The sequence below is a fragment of the Methanohalophilus euhalobius genome (assembly GCF_900215215.1).
GTDB lineage: Archaea > Halobacteriota > Methanosarcinia > Methanosarcinales > Methanosarcinaceae > Methanohalophilus > Methanohalophilus euhalobius.
In genome coordinates, this window is sequence record NZ_OBDR01000001.1 from 16,589 (window position 1) to 31,168 (window position 14,580).

The 14,580-nt window shown below is 41.0% G+C and carries 17 protein-coding genes and 1 pseudogene; 12 read left to right on the forward strand and 6 right to left on the reverse strand.

The features are described 5' to 3' along the window. Nucleotides 1-29 precede the first annotated feature (29 nt). The 3 genes from CP947_RS00085 to CP947_RS00095 form a co-directional block, all read right to left on the reverse strand. A complete protein-coding gene (locus CP947_RS00085) occupies nt 30-224 on the reverse strand; it encodes a CooT family nickel-binding protein (RefSeq protein ID WP_096711255.1) in 195 nt (64 codons plus the stop codon). A 38-nt stretch (nt 225-262) separates the two neighbouring features. After that, nucleotides 263-481 carry an ARMT1-like domain-containing protein gene (locus tag CP947_RS00090; RefSeq protein ID WP_243641470.1) on the reverse strand — a complete coding sequence of 73 codons (219 nt, stop codon included), beginning with the start codon at nt 479-481 and terminating at the stop codon, nt 263-265. A 200-nt stretch (nt 482-681) separates the two neighbouring features. Then, complete coding sequence (locus CP947_RS00095; protein ID WP_096711256.1) at nt 682-1,092, reverse strand: helix-turn-helix domain-containing protein; 411 nt, start codon at nt 1,090-1,092, stop codon at nt 682-684. 154 nt (nt 1,093-1,246) lie between these two features. On the opposite strand from CP947_RS00095, the gene CP947_RS00100 reads away from it, so the two are divergent. The 11 genes and pseudogenes from CP947_RS00100 to CP947_RS00150 all read left to right on the forward strand — a co-directional run bounded on the left by CP947_RS00100 (nt 1,247) and on the right by CP947_RS00150 (nt 11,129). Further along, a complete protein-coding gene (locus CP947_RS00100) occupies nt 1,247-1,900 on the forward strand; it encodes a methyltransferase cognate corrinoid protein (protein ID WP_096711257.1) in 654 nt (217 codons plus the stop codon). Between the two features lie 18 nt (nt 1,901-1,918). Beyond that, a pseudogene (locus CP947_RS00105) lies at nt 1,919-3,295 on the forward strand (monomethylamine:corrinoid methyltransferase). A 98-nt stretch (nt 3,296-3,393) separates the two neighbouring features. Continuing rightward, a complete protein-coding gene (locus tag CP947_RS00110; protein ID WP_096711258.1) occupies nt 3,394-4,176 on the forward strand; it encodes a helix-turn-helix transcriptional regulator in 783 nt (260 codons plus the stop codon). Nucleotides 4,177-4,186: 10 nt separating this feature from the next. Then, nucleotides 4,187-5,008 carry a helix-turn-helix transcriptional regulator gene (locus tag CP947_RS00115; protein WP_096711259.1) on the forward strand — a complete coding sequence of 274 codons (822 nt, stop codon included), beginning with the start codon at nt 4,187-4,189 and terminating at the stop codon, nt 5,006-5,008. Next, nucleotides 5,001-7,178 (forward strand): histidine kinase dimerization/phosphoacceptor domain -containing protein, encoded by a 2,178-nt coding sequence (locus CP947_RS00120; RefSeq protein WP_243641472.1) that lies wholly within the window; start codon nt 5,001-5,003, stop codon nt 7,176-7,178. The genes CP947_RS00115 and CP947_RS00120 overlap by 8 nt, the downstream gene beginning before the upstream one ends. Nucleotides 7,179-7,180: 2 nt before the next feature. Beyond that, nucleotides 7,181-7,570, forward strand: coding sequence for a response regulator (locus CP947_RS00125; protein ID WP_096711261.1), 390 nt, complete (start codon nt 7,181-7,183; stop codon nt 7,568-7,570). Between the two features lie 138 nt (nt 7,571-7,708). Further along, a complete protein-coding gene (locus tag CP947_RS10975) occupies nt 7,709-7,840 on the forward strand; it encodes a thioredoxin domain-containing protein (protein ID WP_363094043.1) in 132 nt (43 codons plus the stop codon). A 252-nt stretch (nt 7,841-8,092) separates the two neighbouring features. Beyond that, nucleotides 8,093-8,569: a cupredoxin domain-containing protein gene (locus CP947_RS00135; RefSeq protein WP_096711263.1), complete on the forward strand. Its 477-nt coding sequence runs from the start codon at nt 8,093-8,095 to the stop codon at nt 8,567-8,569. A gap of 23 nt (nt 8,570-8,592) precedes the next feature. Then, nucleotides 8,593-9,753 carry a tRNA (guanine(10)-N(2))-dimethyltransferase gene (locus CP947_RS00140; protein WP_096711264.1) on the forward strand — a complete coding sequence of 387 codons (1,161 nt, stop codon included), beginning with the start codon at nt 8,593-8,595 and terminating at the stop codon, nt 9,751-9,753. A 75-nt stretch (nt 9,754-9,828) separates the two neighbouring features. Next, nucleotides 9,829-10,416 carry a MarR family transcriptional regulator gene (locus CP947_RS00145; protein ID WP_096711265.1) on the forward strand — a complete coding sequence of 196 codons (588 nt, stop codon included), beginning with the start codon at nt 9,829-9,831 and terminating at the stop codon, nt 10,414-10,416. A gap of 26 nt (nt 10,417-10,442) precedes the next feature. After that, nucleotides 10,443-11,129, forward strand: a complete 687-nt coding sequence (locus CP947_RS00150) for a DUF2110 family protein (protein ID WP_096711266.1) — start codon at nt 10,443-10,445, stop codon at nt 11,127-11,129. On the opposite strand, the gene CP947_RS00155 is transcribed toward CP947_RS00150, so the two are convergent. Next, nucleotides 11,130-11,864: a V4R domain-containing protein gene (locus tag CP947_RS00155; RefSeq protein ID WP_096711267.1), complete on the reverse strand. Its 735-nt coding sequence runs from the start codon at nt 11,862-11,864 to the stop codon at nt 11,130-11,132. An 89-nt stretch (nt 11,865-11,953) separates the two neighbouring features. On the opposite strand from CP947_RS00155, the gene CP947_RS00160 reads away from it, so the two are divergent. Continuing rightward, nucleotides 11,954-12,976 carry a class I SAM-dependent methyltransferase gene (locus CP947_RS00160; RefSeq protein ID WP_096711268.1) on the forward strand — a complete coding sequence of 341 codons (1,023 nt, stop codon included), beginning with the start codon at nt 11,954-11,956 and terminating at the stop codon, nt 12,974-12,976. Between the two features lie 10 nt (nt 12,977-12,986). Here CP947_RS00160 and CP947_RS00165 read toward each other — a convergent pair whose 3' ends face one another. Both CP947_RS00165 and mch read right to left on the reverse strand, forming a co-directional pair. Then, nucleotides 12,987-13,460, reverse strand: a complete 474-nt coding sequence (locus CP947_RS00165; RefSeq protein WP_096711269.1) for a DUF2124 domain-containing protein — start codon at nt 13,458-13,460, stop codon at nt 12,987-12,989. A 26-nt stretch (nt 13,461-13,486) separates the two neighbouring features. Then, a complete protein-coding gene (gene mch / locus CP947_RS00170) occupies nt 13,487-14,446 on the reverse strand; it encodes a methenyltetrahydromethanopterin cyclohydrolase (RefSeq protein ID WP_096711603.1) in 960 nt (319 codons plus the stop codon). Nucleotides 14,447-14,580 lie beyond the last annotated feature (134 nt).

Below are 14,580 nucleotides of genomic sequence, written 5' to 3' on the forward strand. Positions count from 1 at the left end.
ATTTGCTCCTATTCCCCCGGTTTTGATCATTAATCATTTCCGAGTATTATAAGCTCTCCCTTTGAGAAATTGATTTCCTTTATCGAACCCTGGACATTTTCTCTTTCACCGAATATGCCTGTAAGTTCAATTTCGTCTCCTTCCACAATTACACGTGTAGTTGACTCCATAATAATATCTCTATTTTCTTCTCCCCTTTCCAGAATCGCTTTTAGTTCACACATAACTTCACCTCATGAGTTTGGCAACCGAATAACCTTTCTCAAGGCCCATGTCCAGCGCAACACTTTCGCATTTTGTCTGCAGCAGATAAGCAATGGAGCCATATTCCTTCTGTAAGGTTTTCGTAATTTGCCATACCTTTGCTGATAATAAGACTTGTTTTGTTAAAAGCCTCTAGTAATTCTTGCGGTGCCTCATCAAAAGCAACTCCGATTGCATTACAGCCTCTATTCAAAACGCTGTCGCCTCTATCTTCCATGTTTTATGAATATAATTTTTGGATAATAAAAACTTATTTTAAAAAAATTCCTCTTCTCTTCTCATTAGTGCCATTATATTTAATAAAGTACAATTTAGAGTATTTTACTAGGTTGTTATAGTATATATTTAATTTGACTTAGTCAGTAATCCTACTTTTTAATTAATGTTGTTCTGTATATTACGTAACTTCGTATACTATTACGATAAAGAATCAATAATCACTTTTACTTGTTTTGATGAATAATCCACATTAAATTTTTCTTTTATAATTGCCTGTACATCAGAAGTTTTCCATTTCCTTTTTTCCCGAAGTATATTTTTCAGTTCGTACTTCTGTTCTTCACTGAGCTTTGAAGGTCTGCCACCTCCATATCTGGGAAATAATCCGGGATATCCATCCCGATTCCATCTTCTCTGCCATATGTAACCAACCCTTTTTGTGACGCCTGTTTTTTTTGCAGATTCTTCCACTGAAAAACCTTTGTATCGATATCTTATGAAGTACAACCGAGTCAAAACTTTTGTAAGGTATTCTATGTATCTTATCCTTTTTTCCAGGCTTTCCATGCTCATCTTTTCTTTAATAGGATACATTTCTTTTTTTGGCATGCCCTTTGGTTGTGTTTTTAAGTATAAATAGTTATGTTCGATACTAAAAACATTTATATAAAATAAATAATCAGGTTCTTAGTAGTTGTTAGCCGGCAGATAGTTTCCTTTAAGGACACGCCGGTTATCTATAATATATAAATAAGGTGATTTAATGGGAAAACAGGAAATGTATGATAAACTCAGAGATGCGATTGTCAACCAGGACATCAATGGTACTGGTCCCCTCGTCCAGGAAGCCCTGGATGCAGGTTTAACTCCTTTCGAGATCATCAATGATGGTCTGTCTGTGGGTATGAAGATCATCGGTGACAAATTCGAAGCCGCCGAAGTCTACCTTCCCCAGATAATGATGTCTGCCAAGGCCATGAAAGCCGCCATGGAAATTCTTGATCCACTCCTTGCAGAGGATGAGACCTCAGAATCCGTTGGAACCTGCATCAAGTTCGTCCAGGAAGGCGACATCCACGATATAGGTCACAGGCTTGTTGGAACCATGCTCGGTGCAAACGGTTTCACCGTTGTCGACATGGGTGTTGACGTACCCAACGACAAGGTCATCGAAGAAGTAGCAGCCCACAAAGGCGAGAAACTTCTGCTTTCCGGCTCTGCCCTTATGACCACTTCCATGCTCGGCCAGAAAGACGTCATGCGTCTGCTCGAAGAAGAAGGTCTGCGTGACTCTGTAAAAGTAATGTTCGGTGGAGCTCCGGTCACAGATTCCTGGATTAAGGAAATCGGTGCTGACGCAACAGCAGAAAACGCAGCAGAAGCCGCAAACGTGGCTCTTGACTTAATGAAAAAATAAAACAGGGAGGATTAATTTATGACATTTACCAAATCCGTAACTTGCTATGATTTTTATGACCGTGCCCAGACCGGTGAGAAATGCACCCAGGATGACTGGGACTTAATGACCATCCCGATGAAGTCAATGGAACTGAAGCAGAAATACAATCTTGACTTTGGTAAGGAATTTGTTCCAACCGACAAGGACCAGATGGAAAGGCTGTTCAAAGCCGGTTTCGAGATGCTTCTGGACTGTGGTATCTGGTGTACCGACACCCACCGTATCGTCAAATACACAGAAGACGAGATCTGGGATGCAATCAACAATCCGCACAGGGAATTCCAGCTTGGTAGCGGTCGTGACGCAGTCTACTGCCGCAAGCGTAGTGTAGGTGACAAGAGAAAACCAATCGTGCAGGGTGGTCCAACCGGTTCCCCAATATCTGAAGATGTCTTCATGCCTGTGCACATGAGTTACGCTCTTGAGAAAGAATGTGACACCATCGTCAACGGTGTAATGACCTCTGCCCGTGGTAAATCTCCTGTACCCGGCAGTCCTTACGAAGTTCTTGCATCCAAATCCGAAACCCGGCAGATCAGGACCGCCGCTTCCATGGCAGGTCGTCCCGGTATGGCAGTTTAGGGCCCTGAGACTTCTCTGTCTGCCCAGGGTAACATCGGTGCAGACTGTGCCGGTGGTATGAACTCCAACGACAGCCACGAAGTCTCCCAGCTGAACGAACTTAAGATCGATCTTGACGCAATCGCTGTCATTGCCCACTACAAGGGTAACAGCGACATCATCATGGATGAACAGATGCCTATCTTTGGAGGCTACGCCGGCGGTGTTGAGGAAACAGCCATTGTCGATGTTGCAACCCACCTGAACTCCATGGTAATGAGCAGTGCCAGCTGGCACCTTGATGGTCCTGTGCACATTCGCTGGGGCTCCACCAATACCCGTGAGACCCTTATGATCGCAGGTTGGACATGTGCCACCATTTCCGAGTTCACAGATCTGCTGTCCGGTAACCAGTACTATCCATGTGCAGGTCCATGTACCGAGATGTGCCTGCTTGAGGCTGCTGCCCAGTCCATGACCGATACGGCATCCGGTCGTGAGATCCTGTCCGGTGTTGCATCTGCAAAGGGGGTCATAACTGACAAGACTACCGGTATGGAAGCACGTATGATGGGAGAAGTCGCACGTGCAACCGCTGGTATGGATATCGATACTGTCAACCAGATTCTGGATAAACTTGTAGCAAGCTATGAAGGCGATTATGCCAATGCGCCTGCAGGCAAGACGTTCCAGGAATGTTATGATGTTGCAACCGTTACACCGACCGAGGAATACGTCAAGGTCTATGACGGGGCAAAGAAGAAACTCGAAGACCTGGGTCTGGTGTTCTGAGACCACTGGTCAAGATCGGTATATGATACCGATCTTGTTTTTCCCTTTTTTATACAGAAACTATTAATAATATACACTTCCATCAGCTATCCGATATAATGGGTTCTTCGCTAAGTGATACGGTTTGGCTTTCTGATAAGAGATTAAATCTCTTGCTTCTTTTAATGGAAGGTCCCAGGAACATCGATCAGATCAAGACATCTCTGAATGTGACTTCCAGGGGGATGATGCCCCAGATAAAAAAACTGAAAGAGAAGTACCTGATAGTTGAAGAGGGTGATCAATACTGTCTTTCCACGATTGGGGAATTAATTGTTGAGAAAATGCTTCCTCTCTTGAACACGATAGAGATGGTGAACAATGATAATGCCTATCTGGAAGAACATGACTTAAGTGAACTACCACCAAAATTATTTCGCAGGCTGTATGAACTTGGAAATTACCTTTTGATTGAACCAGACCTGAACCATACATTTGAAATTCCCCGGGAATTCACTGAAAACCTGCTCAAGTCCAAAAATATAAAATCGATAATCTCTTTTTACCGACCGGAATATCCTGATATTTATTGTGAATTAATGGAACATGCAGAGAGCATGTCATTGATTATGACACCACCGGTTTTTGAAAGAATGAAGCAGTCATGCAATTCTAAAATGACCCGCCTTATAAGGGCTCCGCATATTCATGTGTATATTTTCCCGGAAAATAGCAGACCTCCGGGCCTTGACACTTCAGATTGGTTTACTTACATAAGTTTTCTTGATAAAAACGGCCGTTATGATCATAAAGATATAATGAGTTTTGACGAGAGTGCCCTTAAATGGGGAGATGAGCTTTTCGACTATTATTGCTCTCTTTGTGAAAAGATTGAAATTTGAAGGATATTAGATGACTCCACATGAACTTATTGACACTATTTTTCTTTCCGACAAGAGAGAAAGATTCCTTTTGCTTTTGCTTGAAGGTCCCACTGATATAAAAAAAAGTAAAGAGCATCTAAATGTAACCTCTTCCTCCATTCTTCCTCAAATCAAAAAGTTACGGGAAAAAGGCCTTGTCTTCAAAGATGATGAGGGGATCTATGACCTTACAACTACCGGGCGCTTGATAGTTGAAAACCTGTCACCACTTGCATGTATGCTTGATGTTTTTGATTCAAAGGAGTATTACTGGGACACACGCGATATGGAGGCAATTCCCCGCCATTTGGTGGAAAATATAGGTCAGCTGGGTGAAGTTGAAGTTATTGAACCCGATCTTGACCACATGTATGATCTGCAACTGCAGTTACATTCAAATATGCTCAAATCCAATTATATTAAATGTCTGATTTCTTTTTTCCATCCTGATTATGTTGAATTTTTTAATTCCCTTTCTTCTGCAGGCAAGAATCTGGAATTGATTTTTACGGGTTCAGTAATGGAAAGAATACTGGCCGAATCGCCTTCAGATATACAAAAACTGATCGAGCAGGAAAATGTTGATATAAGGCTTTTCCGGGAAAACGACTACATTCCTTCATTGATTATTGGTGATGATTTTACTTACTTCTGTTTTTTCAATAAATCACACATGTATGACCACAGGGACATAATAAGTTTCACTGAGGGATCAATTGAATGGGGGACACAGCTATTTGTTTATTATCGTGACCTTTCTGTTCCTGTTTCCTCTGAGATGCTGTCTGAAATCATAAACGGAAGTGAGTGATTTGGCATGGAAAGACCTGTCACTGAGGTTTAAACTTGTTCTTTATATTGTGGTCAGTGTTTTTCTCATCCTGTCTATTTCATCTTCAATAGTCATATCAACGGTTACTTCACAGGAGGAACAGCTCGCTTATGACCAATCTGCTAAAATGGCACAAAGTTATGCCAACCAATTCAATGCAGATATGAAGTCCAATATGGCTATTGCAAGGGATATAGCCACCACAATGGGGGCTATTCATGATTCTTCTACAAGAGAAGAAGCCAACGATATAATAAGAAGTATACTTGAGGATAATCCTCAGCTGATAGGAACTTATAGTGGCTTTGAGCCCGATGCTTTTGATGGAGAGGATGAACGTTACATAAATACCACAGCTCATGATGGGACGGGCAGATTCCTTCCCTACTGGAACAGGATAGGGGGGGATATAGATGTTGAGCCACTTGTTGATTACAGTACATCAGATTATTACCAGTTACCAAAACGGACAAAGCAGGATGTTTTAACCGAGCCCTATTTCTATCAGGGTGCTTTGATTGTGAGTTATGTCTCCCCGATAATTGAAAACGATAAATTCATAGGTATAGGCGGGGTGGATGTAGGTCTGGATTACGTAGATAATACGGTTAGTAGTGTAAAGGCGTTTGAGACCGGTTATCTGTTTATGGTAAGCAATACCGGTATTATTATTTCCCATCCCACAAATAAGGATTGGATTGGTTCCAAAAAACTCAGGGACTTTGATAATCCCGTCTTTCATGAGGTTGCCAGTGATATTGAAAAGGGCAAAAGTGGTTATGTCGATATCGTTGACCCGTCAAACGGGAAGGATGTGATACTCTTTTATGAACCCATTTCGACAGGCAATTATTCAATTCTTCTTTCTGTCCCGAAGGATGAGATTTTTGCAGGCGTAGCTTCCCTGCGGTCGGATCTGTTTACGATCTATACATTTTCTATCGTTTTTATGGGACTGATGGCATATCTTATCGCAGCTTCCTTTAACAATCGGATAAACGGGATTGTGGATGAGTTCAGGACAATTTCGGATTCAGCTCTGGAAGGTGACCTTGACATCAGGGCAAATACGGATGTAGACATTGATTTCAAGAAGATTCCGGAAGGACTCAATGAGGTGCTTGATAGCCTACAGGACGCAAACCGGTTGCGTGCAGAAATGGAAGATATAGTAAACCGCAGCCCGGTCATCGTATTCAAGTGGAAGTCCCAGAAAAACTGGCCGGTAGAATTTGTATCCAGGAACATTTCCCAGTTTGGTTATACCCAGGATGAGTTTACGAAGGGCAACATTACCTATGCGGATATAGTAGTGCCTGAAGATCTTGGAAATGTTGAGCAGAATCTCCTTGAAGCAATTAATAGAAGTGACAGGGAATTTAATTATGAATATCGTATAATTACGAGGGATGGAGAGATCAAGTGGGTTGAAGAGAGAACTTTCATCGGTAACTTCTCTGCAAACCACTCAAATAAATTACAGGGAATCATTCTGGATATCAATGAACGTAAAAAGGCTGAAGAGGCTTTGAAAAAGATGGGAAAGATTCGAATTAAGGAGATTCATCACAGGATAAAGAATAATTTACAGGTCGTCTCCGGTCTTCTTTACCTTGAATCTCTCAATTTCAAATCGGATGAAGTTATGGAGGTCTTCAAGCAAAGTGAGAACAGGGTACGTTCAATTGCCCTGATCCATGAAAAGTTGTATCATTCAGAAAATCTCACCAGTCTTAATTTATCGGATTATATTGAAGATCTTGTTGAACACCTCATCAATTCCTATAATATTGATGAGGATATTATCAAAATTCATCTTAATATCGAGAATCTATACTTGGATATGGATTCTGCCGTACCTCTGGGCATTATTATCAATGAATTGACCTCAAATGCCCTGCAACATGCTTTTATTAAGGGTGAGAATGGGGAAATCAGCATTGACTTTTTTAAGTCTGCAGGTCAATTAATACTTAATGTTGAAGATTCAGGGGGTGCTTTCCCGGATGATATCGACTTCAGAAATACCGAATCACTGGGATTACAACTTGTTTCCAATCTCGTAAGCCAGATAGAAGGGGATATTGAACTTGATACTACAGATTACAGGACCTGTTTCAGGATTACTTTTAGGGATAAAGAGGTGTGATATTGAAAAAATCAAGAATACTGGTTGTAGAAGATGAAGCTATAGTGGCAATGGTTATAAAACGCCGTTTGCAAGACCTGGGTTATATTGTTTCAGGCGTTGCTTCTACGGGAAAGGATGCTATCACCAAGGTAGAAGGAACTTTCCCGGATTTGGTACTTATGGATATCAGGCTTAAAGGGGATATGGATGGTATTGAAGCAACCAAAACAATCAAAGATAGATTTTCTCTGCCGGTGGTTTATCTTACGGCTCATTCGGATGATGTAACTTTTAAGAAAGCCAAAGAAACAGATCCGGATGGATATATATTGAAACCTTTTACTGAAAAAGACCTGAGTACTACCATTGAGATCGCTCTTCACAAATTCCGAAAAGAAAAAGGGAACTGAGAAAATTATAATCCCGGGACGAGGCTTTAAGTTTGAGAAAAATTTATCTTTGCCCATACATAATAATTAATAGATGAACCAATCAATAGTTTATGCCACTGACAGTATATTGAGGGAGATTGTTGAGCAGAGAATAAACTGACCCTTGTCATGTTATTCCTACCCACATGTCCTCATTGCAGGGCTATTGAACCTCATTTCAGGGAGTATTCAAAACAGTATGGAGATTCAGTATTGCGGGCCCATATGTCTATGTGGTCTCATTTATAAGTCTCAGGGCAAGCAAACCTTTTGCCAGTTCTTCCTGTGACATCTCCCTGGATTGTCTGAGCTGGCTTATCTTTTCGCCGAGGGGGTTTTTTACAGACATTGATGCATTCTCCTTTTATACATTAATGAAAATGACCGCGGCACATATTGACATATATATTTAAATAGATATCTTTGATGTTTATTTATGCCGGAAAGTTTGATAAATGTAGAGATAATTATTATTTAACAAATAATTAGAGGAGTGGTCGAATGAAAAAAATAATCATACTTTTAATTGTAATATCCCTGCTGGGATTGGGCTGTACAACACAGGATACGACGGATCAGGATGAGCAGGTTCCAGTAAATGGTGAGGATAATCAGTCAGCTGAAGATAATCAGTCAGCTGAAGATATCCAGCCAGCTGAAGATGTGGATGAAGAAGATAATGTAAGTGAAGCCAATGATACGGAATTGGAGGAATATACTCCAAAGACTCACTATATATTGATAAACAGTTTTTATATTGGTTCTAAAGTACGAGAAATCAATAGAACAGACACAGTTGTGTGGAGAAACCAGAAAAAAGAACCTGGTGTATTTACACTGAAAAGTGAAGATGGTTTGTGGGAAGATCAGAGAATTCCTTATGGGAGGACTTTTAAGTATACTTTCAATGAAACAGGAAACTATTCATTTTACATACCTCCGTATTCTGGATTGAATATGACAATTACGGTTAAATAAAAAAACCATGTCATGTGGAAGACATGGAAACAAGAAAAATAACAGAAGGGACCACCGAAGTGGAGGTTCCTTCCGCTGCTATTGAAGACAAACTGCCTGTGAATTCACCGGTTTTCTATAATTCTCATATGGAACTTAACCGGGATATTACCGTGGCAGCAACTTCTGTTTTTGTTAAGGAAAATTTCGATTTTGAAGAAAGGCCACCTTCAGAGATCGATTATGTGGATGCAATGGCAGCCTCCGGCATCAGAGGGCTTCGCATAGCAAATGAGATAGGTCTCAGGACGACACTTAATGACTGGGATGCAGGGGCCTGTGATTTTATCAAGCAAAACATTAAACTCAATGACCTGTCCGATATTGCTGAAACATCCTGTAGAAATGCAAATACTCTCCTGCATGAAAAACGATTCAATATCGTGGACCTGGACCCTTTTGGAAGTCCTGCTCCCTATCTGGATGCGGCCAGTCGCTCTGCTGTAAACTTGCTGGAGGTTACAGCTACTGACACTGCTCCTCTTTGCGGAGCTCACCTGAATTCCGGTATTCGCAAGTACGCTGCAGTTGCACTTAACAATGAATATCACAGTGAAATGGGACTGAGGATACTGCTGGGGTCTATTGCCCGTCATCTGGCACGTCATGAGAAAGGAATGGAAGTATTGCTCTCTCACGCCACGCGTCATTATGTCAGGGCTTATGTAGGGATTAAAAGCGGGGCTAAGAACGCTGATCGGACACTTAAGGAGCTGGGTTATGTCACACATTGTGACAATTGCAGTTACCGTGAATGGAAAAAAGGCTACTCTGTTTTCATGGAACAAACCTGCCCGGAATGTGGGACTGAAATGAAATCAGGAGGTCTTCTCTGGCTTGGGAAATTACATGACAGTATTTTTTGTTCAAAGGTCATGGAAGAAATTGAAAAAAGACCCCTTGGCAAGAAGAAAAAAGCCTGTAAAATAATCCAGACCTGTCTGGATGAACTTGATATTCCTTTCTTTTATGATCAGCACAGGCTATGCAAACAGCTCTCTGTGGCAGCTCCACGTATTGAAAAGACCATTCAGGACCTGAGAGATAAGGGATATGCGGCCAGCAGGACACATTTCAGCGGGATGTCCTTTAAGACCGATGCCCCTCTAAATGTGATAAAGTCGATTCTCTCCAATATGTATTGATATATATACAACAAAAAGATATATATAAAGAATAGACGTTGAGATACCTCTCATGGTATTATCAGGTGATTTCTAATGTCCCGCGAAGAAGTAGAAAACCTGTTTCTTCAGGAAAAACCAACCCTTGCACTCCTTACTATATGGTCTCTTAGAAAGACGTATGCTTCTGTTATTACAAAACAAATAAATTCGACTTTTGCACATACTACAAAAATCCTTTCCAAGATGGCTGATATGGGACTTGTACAGTTTACAGCTGAAGGTAGGATAAAATATGTAGAACTGACAGAATATGGTGTAGATGTAGTAACAAATCTCAGGGATTTTATCATAACACTCGGGGAGAATCTTCCTGAAAAGTACAGGGAATTGGTAGCAACAGTTGAAGAGGAAGAGAGTGAAGGAACACAACTGAACAGGGAGTCCAAAGAAATATTGGAACGTATTAAAACATTAAGAAATAAGATAGAGGAAATCTATGGACAACTGGTAGAAGCAAATGCCAGTGAAGACCGGATTAAATTGAAACTGGGTCCTTTCAGCAGGGAAATACATATGATAGGGGATACAATTGAGAATTCAGAGGAACCTATACATGATGATGTTCTCATTGCTTATGGTAACACCAAAGATGTCTTCGATAAACTGCTGGGCAGAAAATAAATTTCTCTTCTTTTGTGCGGGATTATATGCAAACTGAATTGACAATAAAAGTGTATTCAAATACAGAACAGACCCTTGATGCAATTGCTGCAAAATTTGCAGATAACCTCAAGGATCTTGACATGAAATTGGAAATAGGTTTTTCCAAAAACAAGTGGGTTACTGTAGATGCGGATGGGGATGATGCGGAATTTGCGATTCATTTCCTGAAGGAAAAATATGGCACACCTGTATATGAACCTGTAGCAGGGAAAAAATACCGTGGTTACATACAATCCATAAAAGAAGATAAAATCGTTGTAGACATTGGTAAAAAAGTCCCTATCACTGCGAGCGGACTGAAAAATCTGGGCACAGGCAGTCCGGATCAGGTAGCAACTCGTTTTGGTCTTATTCCATATATGCCTGTTAAAGTGGAAATTCTCAATACAAACGCGGGTGAACAGGTGAGATTTACCGGCCAACAGGCTGATAAATTATGGGAATGGAAGAAAGCTTCCACGGACAGGATTATTGTAAATTCAGTTACACGTTCCCAGCTCAAGTCAGTGCTGAAAAAAACAGGCCACAGCAGGGATATTTATGGTACTGAAAGGTTGGGAATTATGGAACATTGCGTGATATGCAGGGAAACTACGGATGGGCCGGGTATTGTTGCAGAGATCGGTCCAAAACTCAATGCTGATATGGGTGTAATCCGTTCAGAAAAGTAATCATACCTTGATGAAAAGGCAATGGTTATCTCCTGTTGCATAACACTCTATTTCTTTTATTGATGGCCTCTCACCGGTGATCTTATGAAGGATACCTTCCAGCATTCCTTCATCAAAAGAGCATATTGGGTGACCAAGAACAGGCATTGACATACATTCAAAACAATCTTTTATTTTAATAGTAAGAGGCTCTGTATCTTCGATCTGTACTTTTCCCAGTTTATAGCATTTCCAGAAAGAGCGTATCTCTTCAAGGCTGTCAATAAAATCTCCTTGCTCAAAAGTATTTGCAATTTGTGTGCCGATGTCACTTCCTATGTGTTTGATTATAGGATTATGATCAATGCCCTGGGCTTCAAAGCCTGCTTTGAAAGCACAGAAAACGTTCTGGAAAAAATCAGTTTCACTGGAAAATGTGTTTGAGAAATTTTCCAGGCTGTGGTAGTAGTGAGTATCCAGTGGTTTTTGTGAACAAGCTACGTATTTTGAGGATAAACTATAATTCTTTTTTCGCCTATCCACCGCGTCTACTGATTCTCTCAATAGGTTTGCTCTTTTAAGGTCGTTAAGATGTACTGATACAGTGGATTTGGCTTTCCCTGTATTTTGGACAATTTCATCGAAAGAACATGGCCTTTTGTTCAGTAAATCCATTATATGCAATTTAACGGCACCGTTAATTGCAATGAAACCATTACTGGTAGCAAAAAGGGCCGTGCGGTTCGTTGTGTTCATCCAGATGAGCTATAAAGGGAGTGGAGTATATAAATGTTCGCTCCATTCCGAATGAATTTTATAACAAAACATACCTCTCAATGAGCTGAATGGAAGAAAATTTTGCAATTATAGTACCTGCCAGGGATACTGAAAAAGTAAGATTTGAATTACAATCCAGGGAGTTGCTGGATCGGAGCCGAAAATTCGTATCTCGCATTGTTGAAGGTGGAAGTTTTGTTGAAATTCCAGTCACAGATTTGGTAAGTGGCTATGAAATAAAACGTCAGGAACAACCGGAGTTCTACCGTCAGCAGATGAACCTGAAAGAGAGGCTTGCCGGTAAAATGAAACCGGAGGAACTGGAAGCAATTCCTTCTGGCTGGCAAATTCTTGGAAACATTATAGTAGTTACAATTCCTGATAAAATAATGCATAGGGGAGTAGAAATTGCTGAAGAATTACTGAATATGTATCCCTCCTGTGACACTGTTGTAAGGGATTTGGGTATCAATGGCAGTTTACGGCAACCAAAAAGACAGCTTGTGAGTGGTAATACCACAGAAACAATACACAAAGAGAATGGCTGTTATTTCAAACTTGATGTGACAGAGGTTATGTATTCCAAAGGTAACCTAAGGGAAAAAAACAGGATGAGTAAACTTGGAAATGGGGAAATTGTTGTTGATATGTTTGCTGGAATTGGTTATTTCACTCTCCCGATGGCAGTGCATTCCCAACCTGAAAAAATATACTCGATTGAGCTGAATCCGGTCTCATTTGGCTATCTCAGAGATAACGTAAGATTGAATAATGTACAACATATTGTACAACCCCTGCATGGCAACTGTGCTGAAGTAACACCTAAAGAAGTTGCTGATCGGGTAATCATGGGATATGTGGGAGGAACAGCGGATTATTTGCCTGCTGCAATCGGTGCATTAAGTGAAAAAGGGGGCATATTGCATTTTCATGAAGCACTGGCTGAAAATTTAATGTTTGATAGGCCAATCGGGCAGATTACAAAGGCAGCAAAAATGCAGGGGAGAAATGTGGAGATTATGGAGTGTCGCAGTATCAAAAAATATTCCCCGGGCGTCTGGCATGTTGTCGTGGACGCACGTATATGGTAAAGGAGATTTATCATGTTTTCTTCAGGGACACTGACATGTCCGAATCAATTATGCAATCGAAATCCAGAGCATCGGTCCATCCCTGTTTTTCAAATATTGACTGGAAACAGATGCCTATAAGCAGTTTCTTCTGAGACCCCTCATATATCGATTCAAGAATCGTTTTCAATTCCTCTGGTTCCACTCCGGTTTTGGGCATGGCAAGCCCGCCAAGCAGTACGATCGTATCAGCATGATAATCAATTGTATCACCGAGTTGCATTCCCATATCCGTGGGAATTAGTTGTTTTGCTTTTTCGATATCAGTATTGGCTACAAATCCCATCTGCCTGGAACTTTTACGCAGGGAATAAGCGGCAATTTCTGCAAAAGGTGTACAAAACCCCGGAGTTCCAATAAAAATGATTTTTTCCGATTCTTTGGCCAGAGATGCAAATTTTTTCAGTAATGCGCCGATTCCTTCAGATTTTTCAAGTATTTCCACTTAGATCACCAAAATTAAAAGGAGGATTATACCTCCTTGATCCCAAAGGATTCGAGCAGGATACCAGGATTGATACGTCCTGCGGTGTATGATTTTTTAGATGCAACATCGTTTACGGTAATTCTTGCCGGGGCGAACATGCCTGCATCTACTTTGAAGAAGTCGAATTCTGCTTCCTTGAATGTTGTATAGAAAGGTTTACCAAAGTCTCTGGAAGTTGTGGATGGTGTCTTTTTGACATATTCCTCAAGGTCATCTTGTCCGTAGTCTACTGTGTAGTAGGTCTCCCCGCAGTAGATTACGCAGTCATTGGTTGAACCCATGCATTTTGTATCGTCACCAACAATAGGTGCTATTGGTGCCACACCGAAACCACTCTTAATTGTATTGATATCGAAACCCACGGATTCCATTTTGTGGATACCTGTCTCCACAATACGGGCAGAGATCTGGACAGAACCTGCAATGGATGCAGTAGGTGCCACTGCGATATAGACATTTTCCGGGTCAACACTGCAGTGTTTGGCGATATATTCTACGACTTCCTCGTCCGGGAGTTTGCCGGATTCCATTACAAGCACAGCAGCTTCGGCATCATCCTTGTAATCGATTTCCTGGTAAAGTTCCTTTGGCTTGAGTCCGAGGGCACGTGCAGGACCTGAACCCATTCCGAAATACTTGCCAACGGAAATTCTCCAACCCGCATACTGGGAACCCATGCAAGCGACTGTGGGATAATCGGTTACGATCTGAATTGCAGGCACCGGGAGTCCGTCAAGGTCGAATTTGGTGTAGGTAATTTCTGCAAGATCGGCAAGACAGAGGCGTGAGAGATACATACCTGCGTCATAGCCACCCTTGGCATTGACTCCACAATCAAATATTGTGGCGCCATTTTCGAGCTGTTTGGATTCAACATTAATCTCATCTTCCCAGTCCAGCATTTCATCAATTATTGCAAGTCCCTTTTCATTAACACTAATCACATTATCACCAGTAGATATTTTCATTAATTTACCCTATACTTTTAGATTACTTTGCTGTAAATCTAACAAGTACAAATGGTACAGTTAGAACGATACATATTCGTTTCGGTTTTATGGATGAGTAATTGCCTATT

Excerpts from the sequence above, each read along its gene's own strand:
- CP947_RS00085 (WP_096711255.1), bottom strand. The coding sequence starts at position 224 with ATGTGTGAACTAAAAGCGATTCTGGAAAGGGGAGAAGAAAATAGAGAT.
- CP947_RS00090 (WP_243641470.1), bottom strand. The coding sequence starts at position 481 with ATGGAAGATAGAGGCGACAGCGTTTTGAATAGAGGCTGTAATGCAATC.
- CP947_RS00095 (WP_096711256.1), bottom strand. The coding sequence starts at position 1,092 with ATGCCAAAAAAAGAAATGTATCCTATTAAAGAAAAGATGAGCATGGAA.
- CP947_RS00100 (WP_096711257.1), top strand. The coding sequence starts at position 1,247 with ATGGGAAAACAGGAAATGTATGATAAACTCAGAGATGCGATTGTCAAC.
- CP947_RS00110 (WP_096711258.1), top strand. The coding sequence starts at position 3,394 with ATGGGTTCTTCGCTAAGTGATACGGTTTGGCTTTCTGATAAGAGATTA.
- CP947_RS00115 (WP_096711259.1), top strand. The coding sequence starts at position 4,187 with ATGACTCCACATGAACTTATTGACACTATTTTTCTTTCCGACAAGAGA.
- CP947_RS00135 (WP_096711263.1), top strand. The coding sequence starts at position 8,093 with ATGAAAAAAATAATCATACTTTTAATTGTAATATCCCTGCTGGGATTG.
- CP947_RS00140 (WP_096711264.1), top strand. The coding sequence starts at position 8,593 with ATGGAAACAAGAAAAATAACAGAAGGGACCACCGAAGTGGAGGTTCCT.
- CP947_RS00145 (WP_096711265.1), top strand. The coding sequence starts at position 9,829 with ATGTCCCGCGAAGAAGTAGAAAACCTGTTTCTTCAGGAAAAACCAACC.
- CP947_RS00150 (WP_096711266.1), top strand. The coding sequence starts at position 10,443 with ATGCAAACTGAATTGACAATAAAAGTGTATTCAAATACAGAACAGACC.
- CP947_RS00155 (WP_096711267.1), bottom strand. The coding sequence starts at position 11,864 with ATGAACACAACGAACCGCACGGCCCTTTTTGCTACCAGTAATGGTTTC.
- CP947_RS00160 (WP_096711268.1), top strand. The coding sequence starts at position 11,954 with ATGGAAGAAAATTTTGCAATTATAGTACCTGCCAGGGATACTGAAAAA.